Raw genomic sequence first — 24,809 nt, forward strand, 5'->3', positions numbered from 1 at the left:
CAGGGTGCAGCATGAATAATCCACGCCCTTGCTACCTCCAAATCGCCATTGATACGCCGCTGAACGCGGTTTTTGATTACCGCTGGCAATGCGAGGACCATGACCGGCCAGCCGTCGGCCAACTGGCGCTGGTGTCGTTTGCGCGGCGCGAGGTGGTCGGCCTGATTGTCGGCGTGGCCGACGAGACCGATGTCCCGGTGGATAAGTTGAAAGACGCGCTGGCCGTGCGCAGCCAGTTATCCCCGCTGTCGCAGAAATGGCTGGCGCTGGCCGGCTTTGCCGCCGATTACTATCAGCGTCCGCTGGGCGAGGTGGCGCTGCCCGGCCTGCCCAAGAACCTGCGTGTGCTGACCACCGTGGCGCTGGACCGGGCGCTCAAGAAACTGGCCAAGCTGGACGCGCCGCACGACGCCACCCCGGCCGATATGCCGGTACTGAACCCGCGGCAGCAGGCGGCGGCGGACGTCATCGGCGGCGCGCAGGGCTTCACGCCGGCGCTGCTGTACGGCGTGACCGGCAGCGGCAAGACCGAGGTCTATCTGCAAGCCTGTGCACAAGTGCTGGCGCGCGAGCCGGATGGCCAGATCCTGATCCTGGTGCCCGAGATTAACCTGACGCCTCAGCTGGAAGGCAATATCCGCGCGCGCTTCCCCGGCGTGATGCTGGCGACCTTGCACAGCAGCCTGTCCGAGGGCGAGCGCATGCTGCACTGGCTGGCCGCGCATCAGGGTAAGGCACGCATCGTGCTGGGCACGCGGCTGGCGATTCTGTCGTCGCTGCCGCACCTGAAGCTGATCGTCATCGACGAGGAACACGATCCGTCGTACAAGCAGCAGGAAGGCCTGCGCTATTCGGCGCGCGACCTGGCCGTGTGGCGCGCCTGGCAGTTGCAGATTCCGATCGTGCTGGGTTCCGCCACGCCGTCATTGGAGACGTGGCATCACGCGCAGTCGGGCCGCTACCGCAAGCTGGAGCTGCGCGAGCGCGCGGTGAAAAACGCCGTGCTGCCGCAGGTGAAGCTGGTCGACATGGAGCGCGACAAACCAAAGGACGGCCTGACCTCGCAACTGGTGGCGGCGATCCGCCAGCGCATGGAGCGCGGCGAGCAGTCGCTGTTGTTCCTCAATCGTCGCGGCTATGCGCCGGTGATTTGCTGCGAGTCCTGCGGCTGGATCAGCGAATGTACGCGCTGCACCTCGTTCATGGTGCTGCATCGTCCCGAGCATCGTTTGCGCTGCCACCATTGCAGTCTGGAGATGCGGATTCCGCGTCATTGCCCGACCTGCGGCAATGTCGACCTGCAGCCGCTGGGACGCGGCACCCAGCGCGTGGAGGAAGGCTTGCAGGCGCTGTTCCCGGAGGCGCGCGTGCTGCGTATCGACGCCGACTCCACCCGCAAGAAAGGCAGCGCGCAGCAGGCCTTCGATACCGTGCACCGGGGCGAGGTGGATATCCTGGTCGGCACGCAGATGGTCGCCAAGGGGCACGACTTCAAGAAACTGACGCTGGTGGGCATCATGAATCCGGATACGGCGCTGTTTTCGCAGGACTACCGCGCCAGCGAGCGGCTGTTCGCGCAGCTGATGCAGGTGGCCGGCCGCGCCGGACGGGCGGGCATTCCCAGCGAGGTGCTGATTCAGACGCGTTATCCACAGCATCCGCTGTACGGCGCGGTGGTGCATCACGATTACGATCACTTTGCGTCGGCCTTGCTGGAGGAGCGCGAGCAGGCGGCGTTGCCGCCGTATCTGTTCCAGGCCTTGCTGCGGGCCGAGGCGCGTGAACTGGCGACGGCCATCGAGTTTCTCAGCATGGCGCGCGATTGTCTGGCGCAGCCGGGGATCACCATCAACGATCCGATACCGATGACGATGACGCGGGTGCATAACGTCGATCGCGCGCAGTTGCTGGTGGAGTCGCCGTCACGCCCGGCGCTGCAGGCCTTCCTCAAGGAGTGGATGCAGGTGCTACGCTCGATGAAGAGCCGCGTGAAGTGGTCGCTCGAAGTCGATCCGCTGGATATCTGACGTCGCACCCGCGGACGCTAGGGCAGCAGGTGGCGTTTGGCGGTCGCCACGATCTGCTCGGACAGCGCGCGCGTGAACGGCGTATCCAGATTCCACGCATGCCAGTTCAGTGGCACATCGACGAAATGGCCGGGCGCCAGATCGACCAGCCGGTCATCATTGAGCGCCGCCGACACCAGCTGCCACGGCAGCAAACCATACGCCATGCTGCCGAACACGCATTCGGTGGTGGCCGCCGACAGCGGCAGCGTGTGATGCGGGTAGGCGCCGCGCAGCTCCAGCACCTGGTGCAGGAAGCCCGCCATCATGTCACGGTCGCTGACCACGGCCGGCGCCAGCCGCGCCGCCTCGATCACAAAACCATCGCCGAACCAGTGATTGGCAAACGCCTTGGTCGCCACGCACACGTAGCGCATGCGGCCCAGCGGCGTCACCTGCGGGCCGTTGGCCTGCGTCTCGGACGGCCCGGCCGCCACGCAACCGAACACGCTGCCCTCGCGCACCAGGTGCAGCGCCATGTCGGTCGTCGCCTGTTGTACATGTAACTGGCAGCGCGGTGGCGACAGCAGCGGTCGGAGTCCCTGCGGGAACCACGTCGCCAGGCTGGCCGCGTCCACCGCCAGCGCGATTTCCGGCATGCTGACCTGATTGCCCAGGTCGATATCCAGCGCCGCCTCCATCAGCTTGACGTTGCGGTGATGGGACACCAGCCGCTGGCCCAGTCCGGTCGGCACGGCCGGCTGGCCGCGCACGATCAGCAGGCGGCCGGTCGCGTCCTCCAGCGCCTTGATGCGCTGGGACACGGCCGATTGGCTGATGCCCAGCGCCGTGGCGGCCTTTTCAAAGCTGCCCTGGCTGACCACCGCGTCCAGCACCAGCAGCGCCCGATAATCCAGACTATCCATAAGTCAAACTTATAAAAATTAAAAACGATAAGCAATACTAATACCGATTTGCTTGGAAGTAAAACATGATCGGCAATCAGGAGTAGACTTATTCCCCATGAAAATCATCCGCACTGAAGTCGCCGTCATCGGCGCAGGCACCGCCGGCATGACCGGCTATCGCGCCGCCAAGGCCGGCGGCAAGCGCACCCTGCTCATCGAGAGCAATGTCTACGGCACCACCTGCGCGCGGGTCGGCTGCATGCCGAGCAAGCTGCTCATTTCGGCGGCGGACGCGGCGCACATGCTGCAGGCGGCGTCCGGCTTCGGCGTTCACGCCGGGGAGGTGCGCATCGACGGCATGGCGGTGATGGCGCGCGTGCGCAGCGAGCGCGACCGCTTTGTCGGCTTCGTGGTCGAGAGCGTCGATGGCTATCCGGCCGAGGACAAGCTCCACGGCCACGCCCGCTTCCTGAGCCCAACCCAGTTGCAGATCGACGCGCACACGCTGGTGGAGGCGGAGCGCTTCGTCATCGCCACCGGCTCGACGCCGATCGTGCCGGACGAGTGGCGCGCGGCCGGTGAGCGCGTCATCAGCAGCGACGCGGTGTTTGACTGGGACGATCTGCCAGCGTCGGTGGCGGTGGCCGGCACCGGCGTGATCGGGCTGGAGCTGGGCCAGGCGCTGCACCGGCTGGGCGTGCGCGTGACCATTTTCGGCCGTGGCGGCAGCGTGGCGCAACTGAGCGACCCGGCCGTGCTGGACGTGGCCCGCAGCGCCCTGCTGGAAGAACTGGACGTGCGTTTCAAGACCAAGGTGGTCAACGTGGCGCCGCAGGGCGACGGCCTGGCCGTCACCAGCGAGGACGCCAACGGCGACCAGCACACCGAACATTTCAGCTATCTGCTTTCAGCCGTCGGCCGCCGCCCGAATGTGCACCAGCTGGGGCTGGAAAACACCGGCTTGAAGCGCGACCACCACGGCATTCCTGTCTATGACAAGCAGACCATGCAGTGCGGCGACTCCGCCATCTTCATCGCCGGTGACGCCAACGACGAGCGTCCGCAACTGCCGGAAGCGGCCGACCATGGCCGCATCGCCGGCGAGAACGCGGCGCGCTATCCGGACGTCAAGCCGGGCCTGCGTCGCACGCCGCTGGCCATCACCTTCAGCGAGCCGCAGATCGCCACCATGGGCAGTGGCTACAGCGCATTGTGCGTCACGCACGCCGGCCGCTTCGCGGTGGGCCAGGTGTCGTTCCACAACCAGGGCCGCAGCCGCGTGATGCTGCAAAACAAAGGCATGCTGCGCGTCTACGCCGAGTACCATACCGGCCGCTTCCTCGGCGCCGAGATGATCGGCCCGCGCGCGGAAAACATCGGCCATCTGCTGGCCTGGGCGGTGCAGGCCGGGCTGACGGTGGAGGCGATGCTGGACATGCCGTTCTACCATCCGGTGGTGGAGGAAGGCGTGCGCACCGCGCTGCGCGACCTGGCGCACCATCTGGAAAACGCGCCGGCGCACGACGGTCCTTGCGTCGATTGCACGCCCGCGCCATAGATTGTTATTGGCAAGTCAACGATACAAAAAAAGTCACGCGGCGCCGCGTCAAAAGCCGTATGCTTCGGCCCCATGAACATACGTAAAGTGACCGCGGCGGATTTAAAGTTGGGCATGCTGCTGCCGTGGGATGTGTACGGCGAGAATGGCGCTGTGCTGGTTCGCAAGGGACACATGATCGCCGGCGCCAACCAGATCGCCTATCTGATCGAGCGCGGCGTGGTGGAGGACGGCGCGCCGGCCGAAGCGGCGGCGGAACCGCCGTCGGCGCTGCGCAAGCTGAACGGCGCCAGTGTTGAACTGCACACGCTGCTGCAGGCGGTGTCGCAGGGCGTCGCGCCGGCCGATGTGGTCCGCAGACTGGACGACATCGCGCTGATGGTGCACGCCGCCATCGACATCAACCCCGACGTCGCCACCGCTAGCGTGCTGCACAACCAGCAGGCCGCGCCCTACGCGGCGCGCCACAGCGTCGATACGGCGGTGATCGCGGTGCTGCTGGCGCGCGCCCGCCAGCGTTCGCGCAACGACGTCATGACCGTCACGCTGGCCGCGCTGACGATGAATCTCGGCATGCTGGCGCATCACCAGCGCTGGCATGACAGCGCCGAGCCGCTGGAGCGGGACGACCGCGCCCGCATGCTGGCGCACCCGGAACGCAGCGTGCACCTGCTGCGCCAGGCCGGCGTCAACGACGAGGCCTGGCTGCAATGCGTGCTGCACCATCACGAAAACGAGGACGGCAGCGGCTACCCGCAGGGCAAGGTCGGCGCGCAGATTCCCTTGCTGTCCAAGCTGGTGGCGCTGGCCGACCGCTATTGCGCGCGGGTCGCCGCGCGCGGCTACCTGCCGGCCATGACACCCAACGGCGCCTTGCGCGACATGCTGCTCGAAGCGCGCACCACGCTCGACACCCATCTGGTGTCGCTGCTGATTCGGGAACTGGGGATTTATCCGGTCGGCGCCTGGGTGCGCCTGATCAACGGCGAGGTGGGCGTGGTGTCGCGCCGTGGCCTGCAATCGACCACGCCGCATGTGGAGGCGGTGCTCGGCCCGCGCGGCGCGCCGCTGGCGGTGTTCCAGCAACGCGATACCCGCAACGCGCTGTACGTCATCCGCGAGGTGCTGACCAATGCCCAGGTGGCCGCGCTGGACGTCCCGCCGCTGCGCATGGCGCAGGTGTGGGGGCGGGCCGCCGAGGCATAGCCTGGCTTAATTGAGCATCGCGTCGAGACGGCCCTGCTGGGCCAGCTCGCGCAGCATGCCGATGGTGTCGATGTCCGACTCGACGTAGGCGGAGCGGCGGAACTCGTCGTACATGGCGTTGGCCTGGTCGGTGGCGGTGTCGTGGCTGTCTTCGTACTGGAAGCGCACGAACAGCGTGTTCTCGCTCGGCTGCTCGATGGTCATGGTCAGGCTGGACTCGGCGATGTCCTGCTGCGCCGCCACGCGGTAGCGCACCTGGCGCAGCGGTTCCAGTTCCACCTGGTCCTCGACCACCAGCTCGCCGTAGCGCAGGCGGCGGCGGAAGCCGTTGCCGGTGCGCTGGTCGATGATGGCCTCGTCCAGATGCGGCACAAACAGCTTGGGCGATTCGGCGCGCAGCACCAGGCCGGCCCAGACTTGCTTGACGCTCAGCGCATCGATCAGCGGGTTCAGTGGGTCGTTGACTTCGATTAAGTGTTCAAATTTCATGATTGCAACCAGTGTAAGGTGGGGCGGCGGCCCCGGTTTGCGCATGTTAGCGTATTGTCAGCCACACACCATGCGACAGATCAGTGGCGGCCGCCGCGACTGATACAATGTGGGGCTGTTTGTCTGTTTTCCTAGCCCTCGCCCCATGTCCACCAACGTTCCCGTTTTCGGCCTTAATTTGCCTCAGAGCCAGGCTGTGACCTACCTGGACGGCCCGTGCCTGGTGCTGGCCGGCGCCGGCTCGGGCAAAACGCGCGTCATCACGCAGAAGATCGCCCACCTGATCGAGGACCGCGGCTACGATCCGCGCACCATCGCCGCGTTGACCTTCACCAACAAGGCGGCGCTGGAGATGCAGGAGCGGATCGCCAAACTGCTCAAGCAACCGAAACAAGCCAAGCAACTGACGGTGTCGACCTTCCACTCGCTGGGGGTGAAGATCCTGCGCCAGGAGGCGCACGGCGTCGGCCTCAAGGACCGCTTCTCGATCATGGACGCCGACGATTGCGGCTCGCTGGTCCAGGACATGGCGCTGACCACCGACAAGCAGGTGGTGCGGCGCATCCAGACCGCTATTTCGCTGTGGAAGAACGGCCTGGTCGATCCGCTGGCCGCGCTGAATCAGGCCAAGGACGAGGACGAGGCGCAGTCGGCGCGCGTCTACGCCAGCTATGTGGCGACGCTGTCGGCCTACCAGGCGGTGGATTTCGACGACCTGATCCGGCTGCCGGTGGAGCTGTTCCGCAACAACGATCCGATCCGCGACAAGTGGCAGCGCCGCCTGCGTTATCTGCTGATGGACGAGTACCAGGACACCAACACCTGCCAGTACGAGCTGGTCAAGCTGCTGGTGACCGGCGTCGGCAAGAAACCGATGTTCACCGCCGTGGGCGACGACGATCAGGCGATCTACGCCTGGCGCGGCGCCTCGGTGGAAAACCTGAAGACGCTGCAGACCGACTTTCCCGACCTGCAGGTGATCAAGCTGGAGCAGAACTACCGCTCCACCACCCGCATTCTGCAGGCGGCCAACGCGGTGATCGGCAACAATCCCAAGCTGTTCGAGAAATCGTTGTGGTCGGAGCACGGCCTGGGCGAGCCGATCCAGGTGACCTCGATGCCGACCGACGACGCCGAGGCCGACCAGGTGGCGATGCTGATTTCGGTCGACCATTTCACGCGCAAGAACAAGTGGTCCGATTACGCCATCCTGTATCGCGGCAACCACCAGGCGCGGATCATCGAGCAGGCCTTGCGCAAGGAGCGCATCCCGTACACCATTTCCGGCGGCCAGTCGTTCTTCGACAAGGCGGAGATCAAGGACATCATCAGCTATCTGCGCTTGCTGGCCAACACCGACGACGACCCGGCCTTCATCCGCGCGGTGACCACGCCGCGTCGCGGCGTCGGCCAGTCGACCATGGAAACGCTGGGCACCTTCTCCGGCCAGTGGCAATGCTCGCTGTTCGAGGCGGTGTTCAAGGGCGGTATCGAGGGCCTGCTGCCGGACCGCCAACTGAACCCGCTGCGCGACTTCTGCAATTTCATCAACAACCTGGAGGCGCGCGCCAGCCGTCCCGGCCCGTCCGGCAGCGGCGACAACGCCGCGCAGGTGCTCGATGACCTGCTGGAGGCGATTAATTATGAAAACTATTTATACGATATGTTCGACGAGCGCGCGGCCCAGAGCAAGTGGCAGAACGTGCTGGAATTCGTCAACTGGCTGAAGGATCGCGGCCGTGGCGGCAAGGACCGCGACGGCGAGGAAAAGAACGTGCTGGAGCTGACCCAGATGGTGGCGCTGATGTCAATGCTGGAGGGCCAGGACGAAGACCCGGACGCGGTGCGCATGTCGACGCTGCACGCGTCGAAGGGGCTGGAGTATCCGCATGTGTTCCTGGTCGGCTGCGAGGAGGGCATCCTGCCGCACAAGGGCGACGCCGACGCGCCGGCCGAGTCGATCGCCGCGCGGGTGCAGGAGGAGCGGCGCTTGATGTACGTCGGCATCACGCGCGCGCAGCGCACGCTGCACATCACCTGGTGCAAGAAGCGCAAGCGCGCGGGCGAGCAGGTGCATTGCGACCCGTCGCGCTTTATCAAGGAAATGAAGCTCGACGAGGGCACCGCGGTGCCGCTGGAGTCCGAGGTGCTGACGCCGAAGGAACGGCTGGCGCGCATGAAGGAGCTGCTGGCCACGCCCAAGCCCACCGCCTAGCAAGCTGCTAGTGTTGCGGAAAAGTAGCGCCGCCGGTTTTCCGTTGCCGTTCGAGATGCGTGTTGATTGCCGCCGGGATACTATAAGCCGACACGAACGTCCGAATGGAGAGAGACATGCACCAGACACGCGCCCTGTTTGCCGCCGCCGTTTTCGCCTGTGCGTTGCCGCTGCATGCGGCCAATGGCGGCGCCAGCCGCGCCGACGCCGAGGCCATGGTCAAGAAAGCCGTGACGCATATCAAGAGCGGCGGCGAGGCCAAGGCCTATGCCGATTTTACCGGCAAGGCGGCGCAATTCATCGACCGCGACCTGTACATCGTGGTGTACAAGCTGGACGGCACCGTGCTGGCGCATGGCAGCAATCCCAAAATGGTCGGCAAGAATCTGATCGAGCTGAAAGACATCGACGGCAAGGCCTTCGTCAAGGAGCGCATGGACATGGCCAAGTCGAAGAGCAGCTTCTGGCAGGACTATAAATTCACCAATCCCGAAAACAAGAAGATCGAGCCCAAGCAGATGTACTGCGAAAAGCTCAGCGATACCGTGGTGTGCGGCGGCATCTATCTGTAACCCCACGGCGACGCAGCGTGAAGATCGCGCATAAACTGCTGATCGTGCCGGCCGCCGCCCTGGCGGGCCTGCTGTGCCTGGGCGGCCTGTCGTATTTCTCCATGCACGCCAACGAGCGGCGCATCCAGGACCTCAAGGATGTCACCTTCGTGGCGCTGCAGCAGGCCAGCCAGCAGAGCATTTCGCTGGGCCAGGTGCACGCGGCCACCTACGCCCGCATCGCCATCGCCGGCAGCCTGAGTGAGGATGAGCTGAAAAAATACGGCGCGCAGGCGAATGACGGCCTGGCCGCCATCGCAAGCGAGCTGGACAAACTGAAGACGATGCCGGGCGCGGCCGAGGCGGCGCAGGCGCTGCCGCTGGTGCAGCAGTACCGCGGCAGCGTGGCGCAGGCGCTGGACCTGGCGTCGATGGACCCCAACACCGGCGTGGCGGCGATGCAGGCGGCCGATGGCCACTACCAGCAGATCCGCGCGTTGCTGGGCCAGGTGATGGACAGCCTCAACCGCCAGACCGATTTGTCGCTGCAGGAAAGCAAGCGCGCCGGCCAGCAGGCCAACTGGATCACGCTGGTCACCATGCTGGGCGGGTTCGCCGCCCTGCTGGCGCTGACCAGCTGGCTGACCCGCTCGGTGCTGCGGCCGATCGCCGCCACCTGCACGGCGGCGGAACGGCTGGCCGCCGGCGACCTGGTCACCAAGGTGGAGGTCGATTGCGACGATGAAATCGGCGTGCTGGCGCGCCGGCTGGAAACCGTGGTGGCCAACTGGACCACGCTGCTGGGCGACATTCGCCGCGCCGGCGGCACCATCACCGAGGAAGCCGGCGAGATCGCGCAGGGCAATATGGCGCTGTCGCAGCGCACCGAATCGCAGGCCCACTCGCTGCAGCAGACCGCCGCCTCGATGCAGACCCTGACCGGCGCCGTGCGCGAGAACGCCGGCCACGCGCAGCAGGCCAACACACTGGCGGCGTCGGCCTCCGAGGTGGCCTTGCAGGGCGGCCAGGTGGTGGGCCAGGTGGTGCAGACGATGGCCTCGATCAAGGCCAGCTCCAGCCGCGTGGTGGACATCATCGGTGTCATCGACGCGATCGCCTTCCAGACCAACATCCTGGCGCTGAACGCGGCGGTCGAGGCGGCCCGCGCCGGCGAACAGGGACGCGGCTTCGCGGTGGTGGCGACCGAGGTGCGCGGGCTGGCGCAGCGCTCGGCGCAGGCGGCGCGCGAAATCAAGGAGCTGATCGAGGATTCGGTGGCCAAGGTGGAGGATGGCAGCCGGCTGGTCGACACCGCCGGCCAGACCATGGACAACATCGTCGCCTCGGTGCGCCATGTGACCGAGATCATGAACGACATCAACCTGTCCAGCCAGCGCCAGAGCACCGGCATCGAGGGCGTCAACAACGCCATCGCCGAGATGGACGATCTGACCCAGCGCAACGCCGCGCTGGTGGAGGAGTCGGCGGCGGCGGCGCAGAGCATGCGCGATCAGGCGCTGGAGTTGCTGCAGGTGGTGGGGCGCTTCCAGCTGCCCGGCGGCGGCGCGGCGGCGCGGCCGTCCACGGCGCCGGCGTTGCGGCCATAAGACGGTACAATGCCCGCTTTCTCACCGGGAGCATGCCGTGGGCAACACCGAAGACCGCTTTATCAATATTGAAATCAAACTGGCCTACGCCGAGGACATGGTCGATGCGCTGAACCAGCGCATCCACGAGCAGCAGCTGCAGATCGACAAGCTGGAGCAGTTGTGCGCCTCACTGGCTCAGCATGTGCGCAACCTGGCGCAGAACAACGGCGGCAGCGCGCTGCCGCACGAGCGCCCGCCGCATTACTGAGGCGCCGTGGCCAGCAGCGCGCGCAGCGCTTCAACCGCCAGCGCGTGGTCTTCCGCCTGGCGCAGGCCGGAAACGCAGACGGTGCCGATGATGCCGGTGCCGCGCAGGGTGATCGGGAAGGCGCCGCCGTTGGCGGCGTAGTCTTGCGGCGGCAGGTAGGGAATCTGTTCAAACGCCACACCGCGTTGCTTGTGGTCGATGCCGACATAGAACGAGCAGCGGCCGAAGCGCGCCACCACATTGTTCTTGCGCCGTATCCAGTCGGCCTGCTCTGCCGCCGCGCCCTGCATGGCGTGATGGAACAGCACCTTGCCGTTGATGGTGATGTTGACCGTGATGGTTTTCTCGCGCGCGCGCGCCAGCTCCACCAGCTTCAGGCCCAGCGCCAGCGCCGTGTCGCTGCTGAAGGCGGTGAACTGCAAATCCTGCTCCTGCTGCGTCAGCGTTGCCAGTAACTCGGCGTAGTTTTCCATGTGGGCTTTCTGTTGTTAAGAGATGTAAGACCGGAGTGTAGCCCAGGCTGGCTTGTTATACTGAACGCTCTCCTCCTTTTTTCCCTCTCCATGCATCTCGACGTTGCTTCTTTGCTCATAGCCATGACGCTCAACCTGCTGGCGATCACCGCCGCGTTGTGGTCGGTGATGGGCAAGGTCAGCCTGGCCGCGCGGCGCGCCCAGATCGGCATCCTGCTGCAGACGGTGGGCTGGGTGCTGCTGATGGCCTCGGGCCTGGTGGCGCCGGGGTCGGGCCTGGACCGCGCGCTGTCGACGCTGGCGATCGGCGGCATCGGCGCCGGCGTCGCCTACAACGCCGCCGCTTTCGACCGCTGGTGCGGCCGCGAAACGGTGGCCAGGGCGCCGACCGTGGTCGCCATCGCCATGGTGGCCGGCTATGGCATCGGCTTCAATGACTACGCCTTCCGCGTCGGCTGGGCCAACGGTTTGCTGACGCTGCAAGTGGGGCTGGTGCTGGTGGCGCTGTGCCGCAACACCGACGTGCCGGTCGGCCGCTGGCGCTGGCTGCTGGTGGCGTCGCTGGTGGTGCAGATGGCGGTGACCGCCGCGCGCGGCGTGCTGGGCGCCTTCTACAGCGAACTGTTCCCGAATTTCTTCACGCCGCACCCGGCCAATGTGCTGTTTGCGCTGGCCACCAACGTGACGGCGGTGATGTCCATGGTGGCGATCCTGCTGGCGCATCGCGACGAGGCCGAGCGCGAACTGGAGCGGCTGGCCTGCATCGACGGTGTCACCGGCGCGCTGAACCGCCGCGCCTGGATGGAGCGGGCGGCCGTGCTGGTCGCCGACAGCCGCCGCCTGCGCCAGCCGCTGTGCGCGCTGCTGGTGGATCTGGATCACTTCAAGGATATCAACGACACCTACGGTCACGAGGCGGGCGACCGCGCGCTCAAGCTGTTTGTCGACGGCATGCACCTGGTCTGCGCCAAGGACAACCTGATCTGCCGCTATGGCGGCGAGGAATTCAGCATGCTCAAGCGTGGTGCCGGCCTGGACGCCATGCGCGCCTACGACCAGCGTCTGCGCGCCTGGCTGGCCGAGACCGCCCCGCGCGAGCTGGGCATGGCGCTGACCTACAGCGCCGGCATCACCGTGCTGCTGGACGAGCACGACACGGTGGACGCCATGCTGCGCCGCGCCGACGCCCTGTTGTACAGCGCCAAGATGCTGGGCCGTAACCGCACGCTCGACGAGCAGATGCTGGAATCGCAGCTGCAGTAGCGGCGCGGCGCCAGCGGTGGCTCAGATCGTGAAGGGCTCGACCGGCGGCCGGGCGCTGAGCTCGTGCGCCTTCTGCCGCCATTCCTCGGCCTTGGCGGGATCGGCTTCCAGGCCCAGTTCGCCCAAGTGGTAAGCCTGGGCCAGACGCCGCATCGCCGCCGGGAAATTCAGGGCGGCGGCGCGCTCGTACAGCGCGCGCGCGGCGCCGATATCCTGCGGCACGCCCTGGCCGCTTTCCTGCAACCGGGCCATGCGCGTCATGCCGTCGGCGTTGTTGTGGCCGATGGCCGACTGGTACAGCGTGATCGCCTTGTCCAGGTCCACCGCGCCGCCGCGTCCCTGCTCGTACAGCCCGCCCAGCGCCGCCTCGGCGTTGCCATTGTCCTTGGCCGCCGCCTGCAGATACAGGCCGCGCGCGGTGGCGTAGTTCTGCGGCACGCCGCGGCCGCTTTCGTAGGCGTAGCCGAGATTGTTCAGGCCGGCACCATTGCCGCGATTGGCGACCTGGCGCAACCACGCCACCGCCTCGCCATGGTTGACCGGTATGCGCACGCCGTAGTTCAGCGCGTTTGCCAGGCGCAGCTGCGCCGACTGGTTGCCGCCGGTGGCGGCGCGGCGCAGCAAGTTCATCCCGGTGACGTCGTTGACGCTGACACCGAGCCCGTTGAAATACATCAGCGCCAGGTCCAGCTCGGCGGAATGGTTATTCTTGTCGGCGGCCAGGTGCAGCAGGCGCAGCGCCTCGGCCGGATTGCGCTCGACGCCCTGGCCGCGCATGTACAGCCGGCCGAGATTGGCCTGGGCCCAGGTGTGGTCGCTGGTGACGGCTTTCTGATACCACTCGGCGGCCTTGGCGTAGTCGCGCGGACCGATGCGGCCGTTGTGGTAGACCACGCCGATAGCGTTCTCGGCGTTGTGGTCGCCCTGGGCGGCGGCTTTCAGATACCAGGCCATCGCGGCATTGCTGTCGCGCTGCAGGCCCATGGTGCCGTAGTCAAGGAAGGCGCCGATGCGCTCCTGCGCGGGCGCGTAGCCGGCGTTGGCGGACAACTGGTACCAGGTCAGCGCCTCGGCGCGGTTGAGGGGGGCGCCGCGGCCGTTATACAGCCGGGTGGCCAGTTCAAACTCGGCGGCGGCGGTGCTGACCGACAGCGCCTCCAGCATGCGCTTGACGTCGTCGACCTCGTTCGGCGTGCCCTTGCCGTACTCCTGAGACAAGGCGAACAGCGCGTCGCGGTCGCCGGTCAGCGCGACTGGCAGGTAGACGCTGGGCGCGCGTGGCTTTGGTTCCAGCGTCCACACGTATTGCATCGACTGCCAGTGTTGCTGCGGCACGCCGTCGACGGTGGCCGGTTTGAAGCGGCACTTGCGGATGCCGTCGGCGGCTGCCTCGTCCAGCAACTGGTAGCCACTGGAGGTGACCACCCGGGCGTCGGCGACGGTGCCGTCGACGCCGATCAGGAAGCTCAGCACCACCTTGCCGGACTGCTCCTTGCGCAGCGCCTCCTTCGGCCACTCGGGCTTGGCGCAACTGGAGAAATCGGCGATGGCCGGGGTTTGGTTCACCTCGGCGGCAGCGATGGCGGGCGACAAGGCGGCAACGATCAAAGGGGCGGCAACAAGTAGGCGCAGCATGATTTTCGGTGGCGGGTTGAAAACCCCAGAATATGGCGCATTTGGCAATTTGTCCAACCCAATAATGCAAGCTATCGAACATGTAATGTTGGCCTCGGGTGGCGCGACATCGCCAGGCGCCGGACAGCGTATTCGCCGCTGGTCTCCATTTAGTCATAGCGTCGGTTTATGACGCCACGGTCTATACTCCGTTGCTAAATAAAGACTGAATTGGAGCATTATGGGCAAGAACCGTCTGGAAGCGTTCAGCGATGGCGTCATCGCGATCATCATTACGATCATGGTGCTGGAATTGAAGGCGCCGCACGGGGCGGATCTGACGGCGCTGGCATCGGTGTTGCCGGTGTTCTGTAGCTATGTGCTGAGCTTTGTGTATGTCGGCATTTTCTGGAACAACCACCATCACCTGCTGACCGCGTCCACCGTCGTTGACGGCCGGGTATTGTGGGCCAATCTGCATTTGCTGTTCTGGTTGTCGCTGGTGCCGTTCACCACCGCCTGGATGGGCGAGAACGATTTCGCGCCGCTGACGGTGGCGATGTATGGCGTGATCCTGTTCATGTCGGCGATCGCCTACACTTTGCTGGAAAAAGCGTTGATCGTGTGCAATCCCCGGGATGCGGTCATTACCGTCGCGCTGGCCAAGGAGCGCAAAAGCTATGCCTCCGTCGCCCTGTATCTGCTGGCGATTTTCACCGCCTTCCAGCATGTGTGGATTTCCTTCATCATCTACAGCCTGGTCGCGGTGTTGTGGTTCCTGCCGGAACGCCGTATCGAGGCGCTGTTCAAGCGCTGAACTCCGAGTGCGGATAGCACGGGTGCATTCCGCATTTCCCCGTCTTTTTCAACGAAATTTTCCGAACAGGCAAAGTATTCTTCGGGAAATGGCCAGCGATTCCAAGAAAGTGCAGTGCAGCATTTTTTGCCAGTGACCCCGCCGTGTCACGCTGCTATGATCTGACGCTTCCGTGCTGAACTTTTGAGCATTTCAGCATTTTCCCTGCCCTCCATAAGAGAAAAGAGATCTTCATGACCCGACCTCATATGCTTGTCGTTGCCGCCGCCCTGAGCGTGGCATTTTCGCAAACCGTCCTGGCCGCTCCGGCCGCCAGTCTGGCCGGCAATCCGCTGGCCACCGAGAGCGCGCTGCCGTTCCATTATCCGGCGTTCGACAAGATCAAGGACCAGCATTTCGTCCCGGCGTTCAATGAGGGCATGCGCCAGCAACTGAAGGAAATCGACGCCATCGCCAACAGCAAGGCCGCGCCGACCTTCGACAACACCATCGTGGCGATGGAAAAATCCGGCGCGCTGCTGATCCGCGTGCAAACCATCTTCGCCAACCTGCAAGGCGCCAACACCAACGACAAGCTGGACGCCATCGACAGCGAAATGTCGCCAAAGCTGGCCGCCCATGCGGATACCATCTACCTGAATCCCAAACTGTGGGCGCGCGTCAAAGCGCTGTACGAGAAGCGCGACGCGCTGAATCTGGACGCTGAATCGAAGCACCTGCTGGAGCGTTACCACACCGACTTCGTGCGCGCCGGCGCCAACCTGTCGGCCGCCGACAAGACCAAGTTGAAAGCGCTTAACGGCGACATCGCCAAGCTGCAAACCGCCTTCACTCAGAACGTACTGAAGGAAACCAATGCCTCCGGCCTGGTGGTCGACAACCGCGCCGACCTGGCCGGCATGAGCGACGCCGCCATCGACGCCGCAGCTGCGGCAGCGAAGGCCAAGGGCATGGACGGCAAGTTCCTCGTCGCCGTGGTCAACACCTCGGGCCAGCCGCCGCTGGCGGAACTGACCAACCGCGCGGTGCGCGAGAAGCTGATGGCGCTGTCGCTGGCGCGCGGCAGCCATGGCGGGGAGTTCGACAACCGCGAACTGGTGCTGAAGATCGCCAAGGCGCGCGCCGAGAAAGCCACGCTGCTGGGCTACGCCAACTTCGCCGCCTACTCGCTGGAAGACCAGACCGCGCACGACACCGCGTCGGTCAACAAGCTGCTGAGCGAGCTGGCCAAGCCGGCCGTCAACAACGCCAGGAAGGAAGCGGCCGATCTGCAAGCGGTGGTCGATGCGGAGAAAGGCGGCTTCCAGATTGACGCCTCCGACTGGGCCTACTACACCGACAAGGTGCGCGCGCAGCGCTTCGCCTTCGACGAGAACCAGCTGAAGCCCTATTTTGAGCTGGACAATGTGCTGATCAACGGCGTCTTCTACGCCGCCAACAAGCTGTATGGCCTGAGCTTCAAGGAGCGCAAGGATCTGCCGGTGTACAACCCGGACGTGCGCGTGTTCGACGTGTTCGATGCCGACGGCAAGCAACTGGCCATCTTCCTGGCCGATATGTACGCCCGTTCCAACAAGCAGGGCGGCGCATGGATGAACGAGTACGTGTCGCAATCGTCGCTGCTGGGCACCCACTCGGTGGTGGCGAATCACCTCAACATTCCGAAGCCGCCAGCCGGCGAGCCGACGCTGCTGACCTACGATGAAGTGAAGACCGCCTTCCACGAATTCGGCCACGCGCTGCATGGCATGTTCTCCAACGTGAAGTACCCGCGCTTCTCCGGCACCAACGTGCCGCGCGACTTTGTCGAGTACCCGTCGCAGGTCAACGAGATGTGGGCGGTGTGGCCCGAAGTGCTGGCCAACTACGCCAAGCATTACAAGACCGGCGCGCCGATGCCGAAGGAACTGCTGGACAAGGTGATCGCGTCGAAGAAATTCAATCAGGGCTTCATGACCACCGAATACCTGGCCGCCTCGCTGCTGGATCAGCGCTGGCACCAGCTGACGCCGGCCCAGATCCCGACCGACGTACTGGCCTTTGAAGCCAAGTCGCTGAAGGACATGGGCGTGGACTTCGCGCCGGTGCCGCCGCGCTACCGCACCACCTACTTCTCGCACAGCTTCTCCGGCGGCTACTCGGCCGGCTACTACGCCTATCTGTGGTCCGAGAAGCTGGACGCCGACACCGTCGAATGGTTCAAGGAAAACGGCGGCCTGCAACGCAAGAACGGCGACTGGTTCCGCGCCAAGCTGCTGTCGCGCGGCGGCACCGATGACGCCATGAACCTGTTCCGCAACTTCCGTGGCCGCGATCCGGTGATCGAGCCGCTGCTGGAACGTCGCGGTCTGAACGGAAAATGATATAAATAGTTTATAAGGATAATTGCATGAACCACTCCAATATCATCATCGCCGCCAGCATCGCGGCGGTCTTCAGCGTCGCGCACGCGGCGCAACCCGCATCGCTGCTGCCGGCATCGAACCCGTTCGCCAAGGCCAGCACCCTGCCGTTCAACTACCCGGCCTTCGACAAGATCAAGAACCAAGACTACGCACCGGCGTTTGCAGAAGGCATGCGTCAGCAGAAGGCCGAAATCGAAGCCATCGCCAACAACAAGGCCGCGCCGACCTTCGACAACACCATCGTCGCGATGGAAAAATCGGGCCAGCTGCTGTCGCGCGTATCGAGCGTGTTCGGCAACCTGTCGGGTGCCAACACCAACGATACCTTCAAGGCGCTGGAACGCGACCTGTCGCCGAAACTGGCCGCGCACAGCGACGCCATCCGCCTGAACGGCAAACTGTATGCGCGCATCAAAGCGCTGTACGACAAGCGCGACAAGCTGCACCTGGACGCCGAATCCAAGTACCTGCTGGAGCGTTACAACACCGACTTTGTGCGCGCCGGCGCCCAACTGTCGGACGCCGACAAGGCCAAGCTGAAAGCGATGAACGGCGAACTGGCCAAACTGCAAACCACCTTCGCGCAGAACGTTCTGGAAGAAGCCAACGCCTCGGCGCTGGTGGTCGACACCCGCGAAGAACTGTCCGGCATGTCGGACAAGGCGATCGACGCCGCCGCCAAGGCCGCTGCGGCCAAGGACCAGCCAGGAAAATTCCTGATCCCGGTGGTTAACACCACCGGCCAGGCCAGCCTGTCGGTACTGACCAACCGCGCCGTGCGCGAAAAGCTGATGGCGCTGTCGTTGGCGCGCGGCAGCCATGGCGGCAAGTTCGATAACACACAAGTGGTGCTGGCCATCGTCAAGCTGCGCGCTGAAAAAGCCGCGTTGATGGGCTACCCGAACTTCGCCGCGTACTCGCTGGAAGACCAGACCGCGCACGACACCACCGCCGTCAACAATCTGCTGAGCGAACTGGCCAAGCCTGCCGTCAACAACGCCAGGAAAGAAGGCGCCGAGATCCAGCAGGCGATCGACAAGTCCAACGGCGGCTTCCAGCTGGCCGCGCACGACTGGGCCTTCTACAGCGACAAGGTCAAGGCCGAGCGCTTCAACTTCGACCAGAACGAACTGCGTCCGTACTTTGAGCTGAACAGCGTGCTGACCAACGGCGTCTTCTTCGCCGCCCACGAGGTCTACGGCCTGTCGTTCAAGGAACGCAAGGACCTGCCGGTGTACAACCCGGACGTGCGCGTGTTCGACGTGTTTGACGCCGACGGCAAGCAGCTGGCCATCTTCATCGCCGACTTCTACGCCCGCTCCAACAAGCGCGGCGGCGCCTGGATGAACGCCTACGTGTCGCAATCGTCGCTGATGGGCACCCATCCGGTGGTGGCGAATCACCTCAACATTCCGAAGCCGGCCGACGGCGAACCAACGCTGCTGACCTTCGACGAACTGCGCACGCTGTTCCACGAATTCGGCCACGCGCTGCACGGCATGTTCTCCAACGTGAAGTACCCGCGCTTCGCCGGCACCCGCGTGCCGCGCGACTACGTCGAGTTCCCGTCACAGGTGAATGAAATGTGGTCGGTCGATCCGGCGGTGCTGGCCAACTACGCCAAGCACTATCAGACCGGCGCGCCGATTCCGAAAGAGCTGCTGGACAAAGTGGTCGCGTCGAAGAAATTCAACGAAGGCTTCCGCACCACCGAGTATCTGGCGGCGTCGATCCTGGACCAGAAATGGCACCAGTTGAGCGTATCGCAGATCCCGACCGACGTATTGGGTTTTGAAGCGGCCGCGCTGAAGGAAGCCGGCGTTGACTACGCGCCGGTGCCGCCGCGCTACCGCACCACCTACTTCTCGCACACCTTCGCCGGCGGCTACTCGGCCGGTTACTACGGCTACCTGTGGGCCGAGAAGCTGGACGCCGACGCGGTTGAATGGTTCCACGAAAACGGCGGCATGACGCGCAAGAACGGCGACTACTTCCGCAAGATGCTGCTGTCGAAGGGCGGCACCATGGACGCGATGGAAATGTACCGCAACTTCCGCGGCCGCGACGCCAAAATCGAGCCGCTGCTGGAGCGCCGTGGTTTGACCGAGAAGTAATCGGCCGCTAGATACAGCCTTCAATATCGTCCTTGTAATCCCGGTTGGGATATTCGGGCTGATATTGGGGGCGGACGGGCATCGGATATAGGCAGATGATTAGCACGTAGCTTCTCGATAGGGCCTTTTTGCTTATTCTCCACTGACGGCGTTTTGTCATGCGTATTGATGTCCATGGATGTCCATGTACCATGGATCCAATATTTGTTGAACTAGCTGATTTGCGATGAGCTCCTTTCTTATGTCTTGCATCAGCTTGGGCTGGTTGGCGCCGACTGGTTTCTTAATCATGGATTTTTTTACGCCACCTCGATTGACACTCACGTTCTGTTCGATATTGGCGAGAAAGTTGATATCCAATCCCCAGCCAGCATGGTGAGGAATGGCGCCCAGTGATGGCCTCCAGCATGAGGTGATATGTATTGCTGTTACTCCCAGCTTGCGCGCTCCGCTGAAAAGGGGGGCAAAAGCGCAAGGATGGGGGCGTGGCAGTACGTCGGCAAGAAGAGAGCATTGCTTTCTCCCAGGAATGAAAGAGGCTAATGTAATGCCCGGCCTGCCGTGCGGTACTGATCTTGCTCAAGTCGCAAGCTTGCGTGAACCATCACACTGGTTTCCGGCGTGATGTGTGTAGAATGGCCCATGCGGCGCCAACCGGCCCGCCGATTTGATTTGAGTACGCTATGAACAACCAACTGCACGGCGTGACGCTGGAAGCGATTGTGGCCCGTCTGCAAGACTATTATGGCTGGGAGCAACTGGCCCAGCGGATCGATATCAACTGCTTCCGCAGCGATCCCAGCATCAAGTCCAGCCTGAAGTTTCTGCGCAAGACGCCGTGGGCCAGGGCACAGGTCGAAGCCTTGTACCTGGCCACCAAATTTTAAGATGGGGAGAAACTTATGGACAGCAATCTGAAAACCTCGCTCAAGAACCTGCATGTCCACCTGGCCGATGCCGGTCCGGTCGATGAGGAGTTGCTGGAGCTGCTGCAGCAGCTGAACGGCGATATCGCCGCGCTGATCGAGCGTGGCCGCGATCCCGCGCCGGGCGAGACCACCACCTACGGCCTGGCCGAGCGCAGCCAGGAGCTGTCGGCCAAGTTCGCGGTTAAGCATCCGAAGCTGGAGTCGGGGCTGCGCGAGCTGGGCACCATCCTGTCAAACATGGGAATTTGACATTGTTTCTAAGTGTTTGAAAAGTATAAGAAATTTTTCAAACACCCATGAGCGTAGCGGGGGCAATTCCGGTACAATACCGCCCCATGAACCCCCCAACCAATTTATTTGCGGCCGTCCCGAAGCGGTCTGCCCGCGCTCCCGTTGCGCCTTTCCTGCCGATGTCCCGTCAAGAGATGGATGTGCTCGGCTGGGACGAGTGCGACGTCATCCTGGTGACCGGCGACGCCTATATCGACCACCCCAGCTTCGGCATGGCGCTGGTCGGCCGTCTGCTGGAGGCGCAAGGCTACCGCGTCGGCATCATTGCCCAGCCGGACTGGCAGTCGGCCGACGCCTTCCGCGCGCTCGGCAAGCCGCGCCTATATTACGGCGTGACCGCCGGCAATATGGACTCGATGGTCAACCGCTACACGGCCGACCGCAAGCCGCGCTCGGACGACGCCTACACGCCGAACGGCGAGCCGAACAAGCGTCCCGACCGCGCCGTCACCGTCTACGCGCAGCGCTGCCGCGAAGCCTATCCGGGTATCCCGGTGGTGATCGGTTCGATCGAGGCGTCGCTGCGCCGCATCGCCCACTACGATTACTGGTCGGACAAGGTGCGTCGCTCGGTGCTGTTCGAGTCCAAGGCCGACATGCTGATCTTCGGCAACGCCGAGCGCGCGCTGGTCGACCTGACGCGCCGCATGGCCGACGGCGAAAACATCAAGACCATCCGCGACCTGCGCGGCACCGCTTTCCTGGTGCCGTCCGGCTGGATGCCGGGCGAGGAGTGGGGCGTGCACAACAGCACGCGCGTCGACACGCCGGGCAAGATCGACAAGCACATCGACCCGTATCTGATGGTCGAGCCGAATTCGCCGACCTGCGCCACCAACAGCGATCCGAACGCCAAGCCGGCCGAGGAAGCCAATCCCGCCATGGTCGAGCCGACCAAGGCTGCGATCGAAGCCGCGCCACCGGCGCCGGCGCCGTCCGAGTACAAGCCGATCCGCATCATGAGCCGCGAAGAACGCCGCGCGATGGAGCTGGAGAAACACCACAAGACCGTGGTGCGTCTGCCTTCCTACGAAACCGTGGCCAACGACCCGATCATGTACGCGCACGCCTCGCGCGTGTTCCACCTGGAATCGAACCCAGGCAACGCGCGCGCGCTGGTGCAGGGCCACGGCGACCGCGACGTGTGGATGAACCCGCCGCCGCTGCCGCTGCAGATGGACGAGATGGACAATGTCTACGACATGAACTATGCCCGCGGCCCGCACCCGAGCTACGGCGACGCCAACATTCCGGCGTGGGAAATGATCCGCTTCTCGGTCAACATCATGCGCGGCTGCTTCGGCGGCTGCACCTTCTGCTCGATCACCGAGCACGAGGGCCGCATCATCCAGAGCCGTTCGGAGCCGTCGATCCTGCGCGAGATCGAGCACATCCGCGACAAGACCAAGGGCTTCACCGGCATCATTTCCGACCTTGGCGGCCCGACCGCGAATATGTACCGGCTGTCGTGCAAGGACAAGGAAATCGAGACCACCTGCCGCCGCCTGTCGTGCGTGTATCCGTCGATCTGCGTCAACCTCGGCACCAACCACAATCCGCTGATCAAGCTGTATCGCCGCGCGCGTGAAATCCCGGGCATCAAGAAGATCCTGATCCAGTCCGGCCTGCGCTACGACCTGGCGGTGCGTTCGCCCGAGTACGTCAAGGAACTGGTGACCCACCACGTCGGCGGCCTGCTGAAGATCGCGCCGGAGCACACCGAATCGGCGGTGCTGAGCAAGATGATGAAGCCGGGCATCGGCGCCTACGACGAGTTCAAGGCGCTGTTCGAGAAGTATTCGCTGGAGGCCGGCAAGAAGCAGTACCTGATTCCGTACTTCATCGCCGCCCATCCGGGCGCGACCGACGAGGACATGCTGAACCTGGCGCTGTGGCTGAAGAAGAACAACTTCCGCCTCGACCAGGTGCAGACCTTCATGCCGACGCCGATGGCCATGGCCAGCGCCATGTACCACTCGCGCCGCAATCCGCTGCACAAGGTGACCGAGGATTCGGAGGAAGTGTTCACGCCGCGCAGCCTGAAGCAGCGTCAGGCGCAGAAGGCGTTCCTGCGCTACTACGATCCGAAGAACTGGCCGATCCTGCGCGACGCGCTGCGCCGCATGGGGCGCGCCGACCTGATCGGCACCGGCGAGCGTCACCTGATTCCGCCTTACGTGGTGGGCGAGGAAAACTTCAAGGCGTCGCAGGGCAAGCGCGCGATGCCGATGATGGCGCCCGGCTCGGACAAGCGCGGCGGCAAGGCGGCGCCGCTGGCCGGCCATCGCGGCCGGCCGAACGCGCTGACCGGTTCGATGACCGCGCGCCAGACGGTCGAGACCAAGGCCAAGCCGTCGATCCTGGACACCATCAAGGTCAAGAAGGCGGCGCCGGCGCCGGCCAAGGGTGGCAACCCCGGCCGCGTGGCGGGCGGCAGCGCGCCGCGCAGGAAGTAATCTTTGCTAAAAAGCCAGAAAGCACCCATCCGGGTGCTTTTTTTTCGTTGGTTCCCATGGGAAATGTTGTTAAATTGCCGTATCGGCTTAATAAGATGGATAATCCAGCCCTGCTCGCATGATGTGTAGCCGCCATCGCGGGCTACACTGCTTGCTCCGCAGGCCTTATTCTGTGAACTGGACGATCATGAAAAACTTTAAATTCTCTTCCCTGTTGCTGGTGCCGTTGTTGGCCGTGTTGGCCGCCTGCGGCGGTGGCGGCGGTGGCAATAGCAGCAGCGGCGGCTCGACCGCCACGCCCACGCTGAAAAGCATCGCCGTGACGGCGCCGGCGTCGCAATCGACCACCCTCATCATCAACACCACGCTGCAGCTGACGGCCACCGGCACCTATTCGGATGGCAGCACCAAGGCCATGACCGGCCTGACCTGGACCACCAAGTCGGGTACGGCCACCGTGGCGCAGGTGGCCAGCACCGGCATCGTCTCGGCCAAGGGCGCCGGCACGGAAACCATTACCGCAACCTCGACCGCCGACAATATCGCCGGCTCGATCAACCTCACCGTGGTGACGCCGTGGACCCAGTTTGCCGCCGGCGGCAACCAGACCATCGGCCTGAAGGCGGACGGCAAGCTGTATAGCTGGGGCTCGAATATCCGCGGCCAGCTCGGCGACGGCACCAGCACCGACCGCAATGCGCCGACCCTGGTATCCGGCAACAGCACGCTGTGGAAGCAGGTGGCGGTGGGCGACCGCTTCGCGGTGGCGATCCGCACCGACGGCACGCTGTGGGCCTGGGGTTATAACCTGTTCGGCCAGTTGGGCGACGGCACCCAGATCGACCGCTTGGTGCCGGTGCAGGTTGGCACCGCCAAGAACTGGAGCTATGTCGCGGCCGGCAAGGCGCACGTGGTGGCCCTGCAGTCCACCACCACCGGCACCACATCGGTTAATTCCTTGTGGGTCTGGGGCAGCAACGCCAATGGCCAGTTGGGCATCACCGGCTCGGCCACCGACGGCTTCAAACCACGTATGGTTGGCTTGGCCACCGACAACTGGCTGACCGTGGCCGCTGGTGATGCCCATACACTGGCCATCAAGAGCGACCAGACGCTGTGGGCCTGGGGCGACAACAGCAACGGCCAGCTGGGCATCAGCGGCACCGGGACGACGCCGGCGCAGGTCGGCACGGCGCTGTGGTCGTATGTGGCGGCCGGCAGCGGCCACTCGCTGGCGATCCGCAATGATGGCACGCTGTGGGGCTGGGGCAAGAACGACGCCGGTCAGGTCGGCAACGCCACCAACATCACGCAGACCGCGCCGGTGCAGATCGGCACCGCCGCCGATTGGGCCCGCGTGGCGGGCGGTGTGTCGCACAGCATCGGCGTGCGCAACAACGGCACGCTGTGGGTGTGGGGCGCCAACACCGAGGGGCAACTGGGTAACGGCACCAACGATACCAATTTGCCGGTCCAGGTCGGTAACCTGACGGTGTGGAAGTCGGTCGCGGCCGGCGCTTATCACAGCGCGGCGCAGCGCGCCGACAGTTCGCTGTGGACCTGGGGCCGCAACACCGAAGGCCAGCTGGGCAACGGCGGCAATACCACCTCGTCGGTGCCGCAGAATATTCCTTACTAAACGCTAGCGACACCCCGC

Annotated in this window: 19 protein-coding genes; 15 read left to right on the top strand and 4 right to left on the bottom strand. The window is 64.5% G+C overall.

The annotated features are described in order from the left end of the window. The first annotated feature begins 11 nt into the window (after window positions 1-11). Entirely contained in the window at window positions 12-2,027 is a 2,016-nt protein-coding gene (locus tag GTP44_RS01790) for a primosomal protein N' (protein ID WP_161018056.1), read from the top strand. A 17-nt stretch (window positions 2,028-2,044) separates the two neighbouring features. On the opposite strand, the gene GTP44_RS01795 is transcribed toward GTP44_RS01790, so the two are convergent. Beyond that, window positions 2,045-2,932 (bottom strand): ArgP/LysG family DNA-binding transcriptional regulator, encoded by an 888-nt coding sequence (locus tag GTP44_RS01795; RefSeq protein WP_161018057.1) that lies wholly within the window; start codon window positions 2,930-2,932, stop codon window positions 2,045-2,047. Window positions 2,933-3,029: 97 nt separating this feature from the next. Here GTP44_RS01795 and GTP44_RS01800 point away from each other — a divergent pair, with 97 nt between their 5' ends. Next, window positions 3,030-4,472, top strand: a complete 1,443-nt coding sequence (locus tag GTP44_RS01800) for a dihydrolipoyl dehydrogenase (protein ID WP_161018058.1) — start codon at window positions 3,030-3,032, stop codon at window positions 4,470-4,472. Between the two features lie 72 nt (window positions 4,473-4,544). Then, the gene (locus GTP44_RS01805) at window positions 4,545-5,678 is read left to right on the top strand and encodes an HD-GYP domain-containing protein (protein ID WP_229256729.1); all 1,134 of its coding nucleotides are present in this window, start codon (window positions 4,545-4,547) and stop codon (window positions 5,676-5,678) included. Between the two features lie 6 nt (window positions 5,679-5,684). Here GTP44_RS01805 and GTP44_RS01810 read toward each other — a convergent pair whose 3' ends face one another. After that, window positions 5,685-6,167: an SRPBCC family protein gene (locus tag GTP44_RS01810; protein ID WP_160988289.1), complete on the bottom strand. Its 483-nt coding sequence runs from the start codon at window positions 6,165-6,167 to the stop codon at window positions 5,685-5,687. A gap of 145 nt (window positions 6,168-6,312) precedes the next feature. On the opposite strand from GTP44_RS01810, the gene GTP44_RS01815 reads away from it, so the two are divergent. From GTP44_RS01815 to GTP44_RS01830, 4 genes are all read left to right on the top strand, one after another. Beyond that, window positions 6,313-8,382, top strand: a complete 2,070-nt coding sequence (locus GTP44_RS01815) for a UvrD-helicase domain-containing protein (RefSeq protein WP_161018059.1) — start codon at window positions 6,313-6,315, stop codon at window positions 8,380-8,382. A gap of 116 nt (window positions 8,383-8,498) precedes the next feature. Next, window positions 8,499-8,954 carry a cache domain-containing protein gene (locus GTP44_RS01820; RefSeq protein ID WP_161018060.1) on the top strand — a complete coding sequence of 152 codons (456 nt, stop codon included), beginning with the start codon at window positions 8,499-8,501 and terminating at the stop codon, window positions 8,952-8,954. Between the two features lie 17 nt (window positions 8,955-8,971). Then, a complete protein-coding gene (locus GTP44_RS27975) occupies window positions 8,972-10,540 on the top strand; it encodes a methyl-accepting chemotaxis protein (protein ID WP_161018061.1) in 1,569 nt (522 codons plus the stop codon). A gap of 37 nt (window positions 10,541-10,577) precedes the next feature. Next, window positions 10,578-10,790, top strand: a complete 213-nt coding sequence (locus GTP44_RS01830; RefSeq protein WP_160988285.1) for a SlyX family protein — start codon at window positions 10,578-10,580, stop codon at window positions 10,788-10,790. Here GTP44_RS01830 and GTP44_RS01835 read toward each other — a convergent pair. Further along, window positions 10,784-11,263, bottom strand: a complete 480-nt coding sequence (locus GTP44_RS01835; protein WP_161018062.1) for a heme-degrading domain-containing protein — start codon at window positions 11,261-11,263, stop codon at window positions 10,784-10,786. The genes GTP44_RS01830 and GTP44_RS01835 overlap by 7 nt on opposite strands. A gap of 123 nt (window positions 11,264-11,386) precedes the next feature. On the opposite strand from GTP44_RS01835, the gene GTP44_RS01840 reads away from it, so the two are divergent. After that, window positions 11,387-12,526, top strand: coding sequence for a GGDEF domain-containing protein (locus GTP44_RS01840; RefSeq protein WP_161018063.1), 1,140 nt, complete (start codon window positions 11,387-11,389; stop codon window positions 12,524-12,526). A 21-nt stretch (window positions 12,527-12,547) separates the two neighbouring features. Here GTP44_RS01840 and GTP44_RS01845 read toward each other — a convergent pair whose 3' ends face one another. Continuing rightward, window positions 12,548-14,161: a TonB family protein gene (locus GTP44_RS01845; RefSeq protein ID WP_161018064.1), complete on the bottom strand. Its 1,614-nt coding sequence runs from the start codon at window positions 14,159-14,161 to the stop codon at window positions 12,548-12,550. Window positions 14,162-14,381: 220 nt separating this feature from the next. Here GTP44_RS01845 and GTP44_RS01850 point away from each other — a divergent pair, with 220 nt between their 5' ends. The 7 genes from GTP44_RS01850 to GTP44_RS01880 all read left to right on the top strand — a co-directional run bounded on the left by GTP44_RS01850 (window position 14,382) and on the right by GTP44_RS01880 (window position 24,791). Then, a complete protein-coding gene (locus tag GTP44_RS01850; RefSeq protein ID WP_160988281.1) occupies window positions 14,382-14,957 on the top strand; it encodes a TMEM175 family protein in 576 nt (191 codons plus the stop codon). Window positions 14,958-15,190: 233 nt separating this feature from the next. After that, the gene (locus GTP44_RS01855; RefSeq protein WP_229256730.1) at window positions 15,191-17,320 is read left to right on the top strand and encodes a M3 family metallopeptidase; all 2,130 of its coding nucleotides are present in this window, start codon (window positions 15,191-15,193) and stop codon (window positions 17,318-17,320) included. A 26-nt stretch (window positions 17,321-17,346) separates the two neighbouring features. Further along, window positions 17,347-19,476, top strand: a complete 2,130-nt coding sequence (locus GTP44_RS01860) for a M3 family metallopeptidase (protein ID WP_161018065.1) — start codon at window positions 17,347-17,349, stop codon at window positions 19,474-19,476. A 683-nt stretch (window positions 19,477-20,159) separates the two neighbouring features. Then, window positions 20,160-20,363, top strand: coding sequence for a VF530 family protein (locus tag GTP44_RS01865; protein ID WP_161018066.1), 204 nt, complete (start codon window positions 20,160-20,162; stop codon window positions 20,361-20,363). 15 nt (window positions 20,364-20,378) lie between these two features. Continuing rightward, the gene (locus GTP44_RS01870) at window positions 20,379-20,654 is read left to right on the top strand and encodes a DUF4404 family protein (RefSeq protein WP_160988277.1); all 276 of its coding nucleotides are present in this window, start codon (window positions 20,379-20,381) and stop codon (window positions 20,652-20,654) included. 86 nt (window positions 20,655-20,740) lie between these two features. After that, complete coding sequence (locus GTP44_RS01875) at window positions 20,741-23,152, top strand: YgiQ family radical SAM protein (protein WP_161018067.1); 2,412 nt, start codon at window positions 20,741-20,743, stop codon at window positions 23,150-23,152. A gap of 187 nt (window positions 23,153-23,339) precedes the next feature. After that, on the top strand, window positions 23,340-24,791 hold the full coding sequence (locus tag GTP44_RS01880) for an RCC1 domain-containing protein (protein ID WP_161018068.1): 1,452 nt from the start codon (window positions 23,340-23,342) through the stop codon (window positions 24,789-24,791). The last annotated feature ends 18 nt before the right edge of the window (window positions 24,792-24,809 follow it).

Source organism: Duganella lactea, from assembly GCF_009857505.1.
Classification (GTDB): domain Bacteria; phylum Pseudomonadota; class Gammaproteobacteria; order Burkholderiales; family Burkholderiaceae_D; genus Rugamonas; species Rugamonas lactea.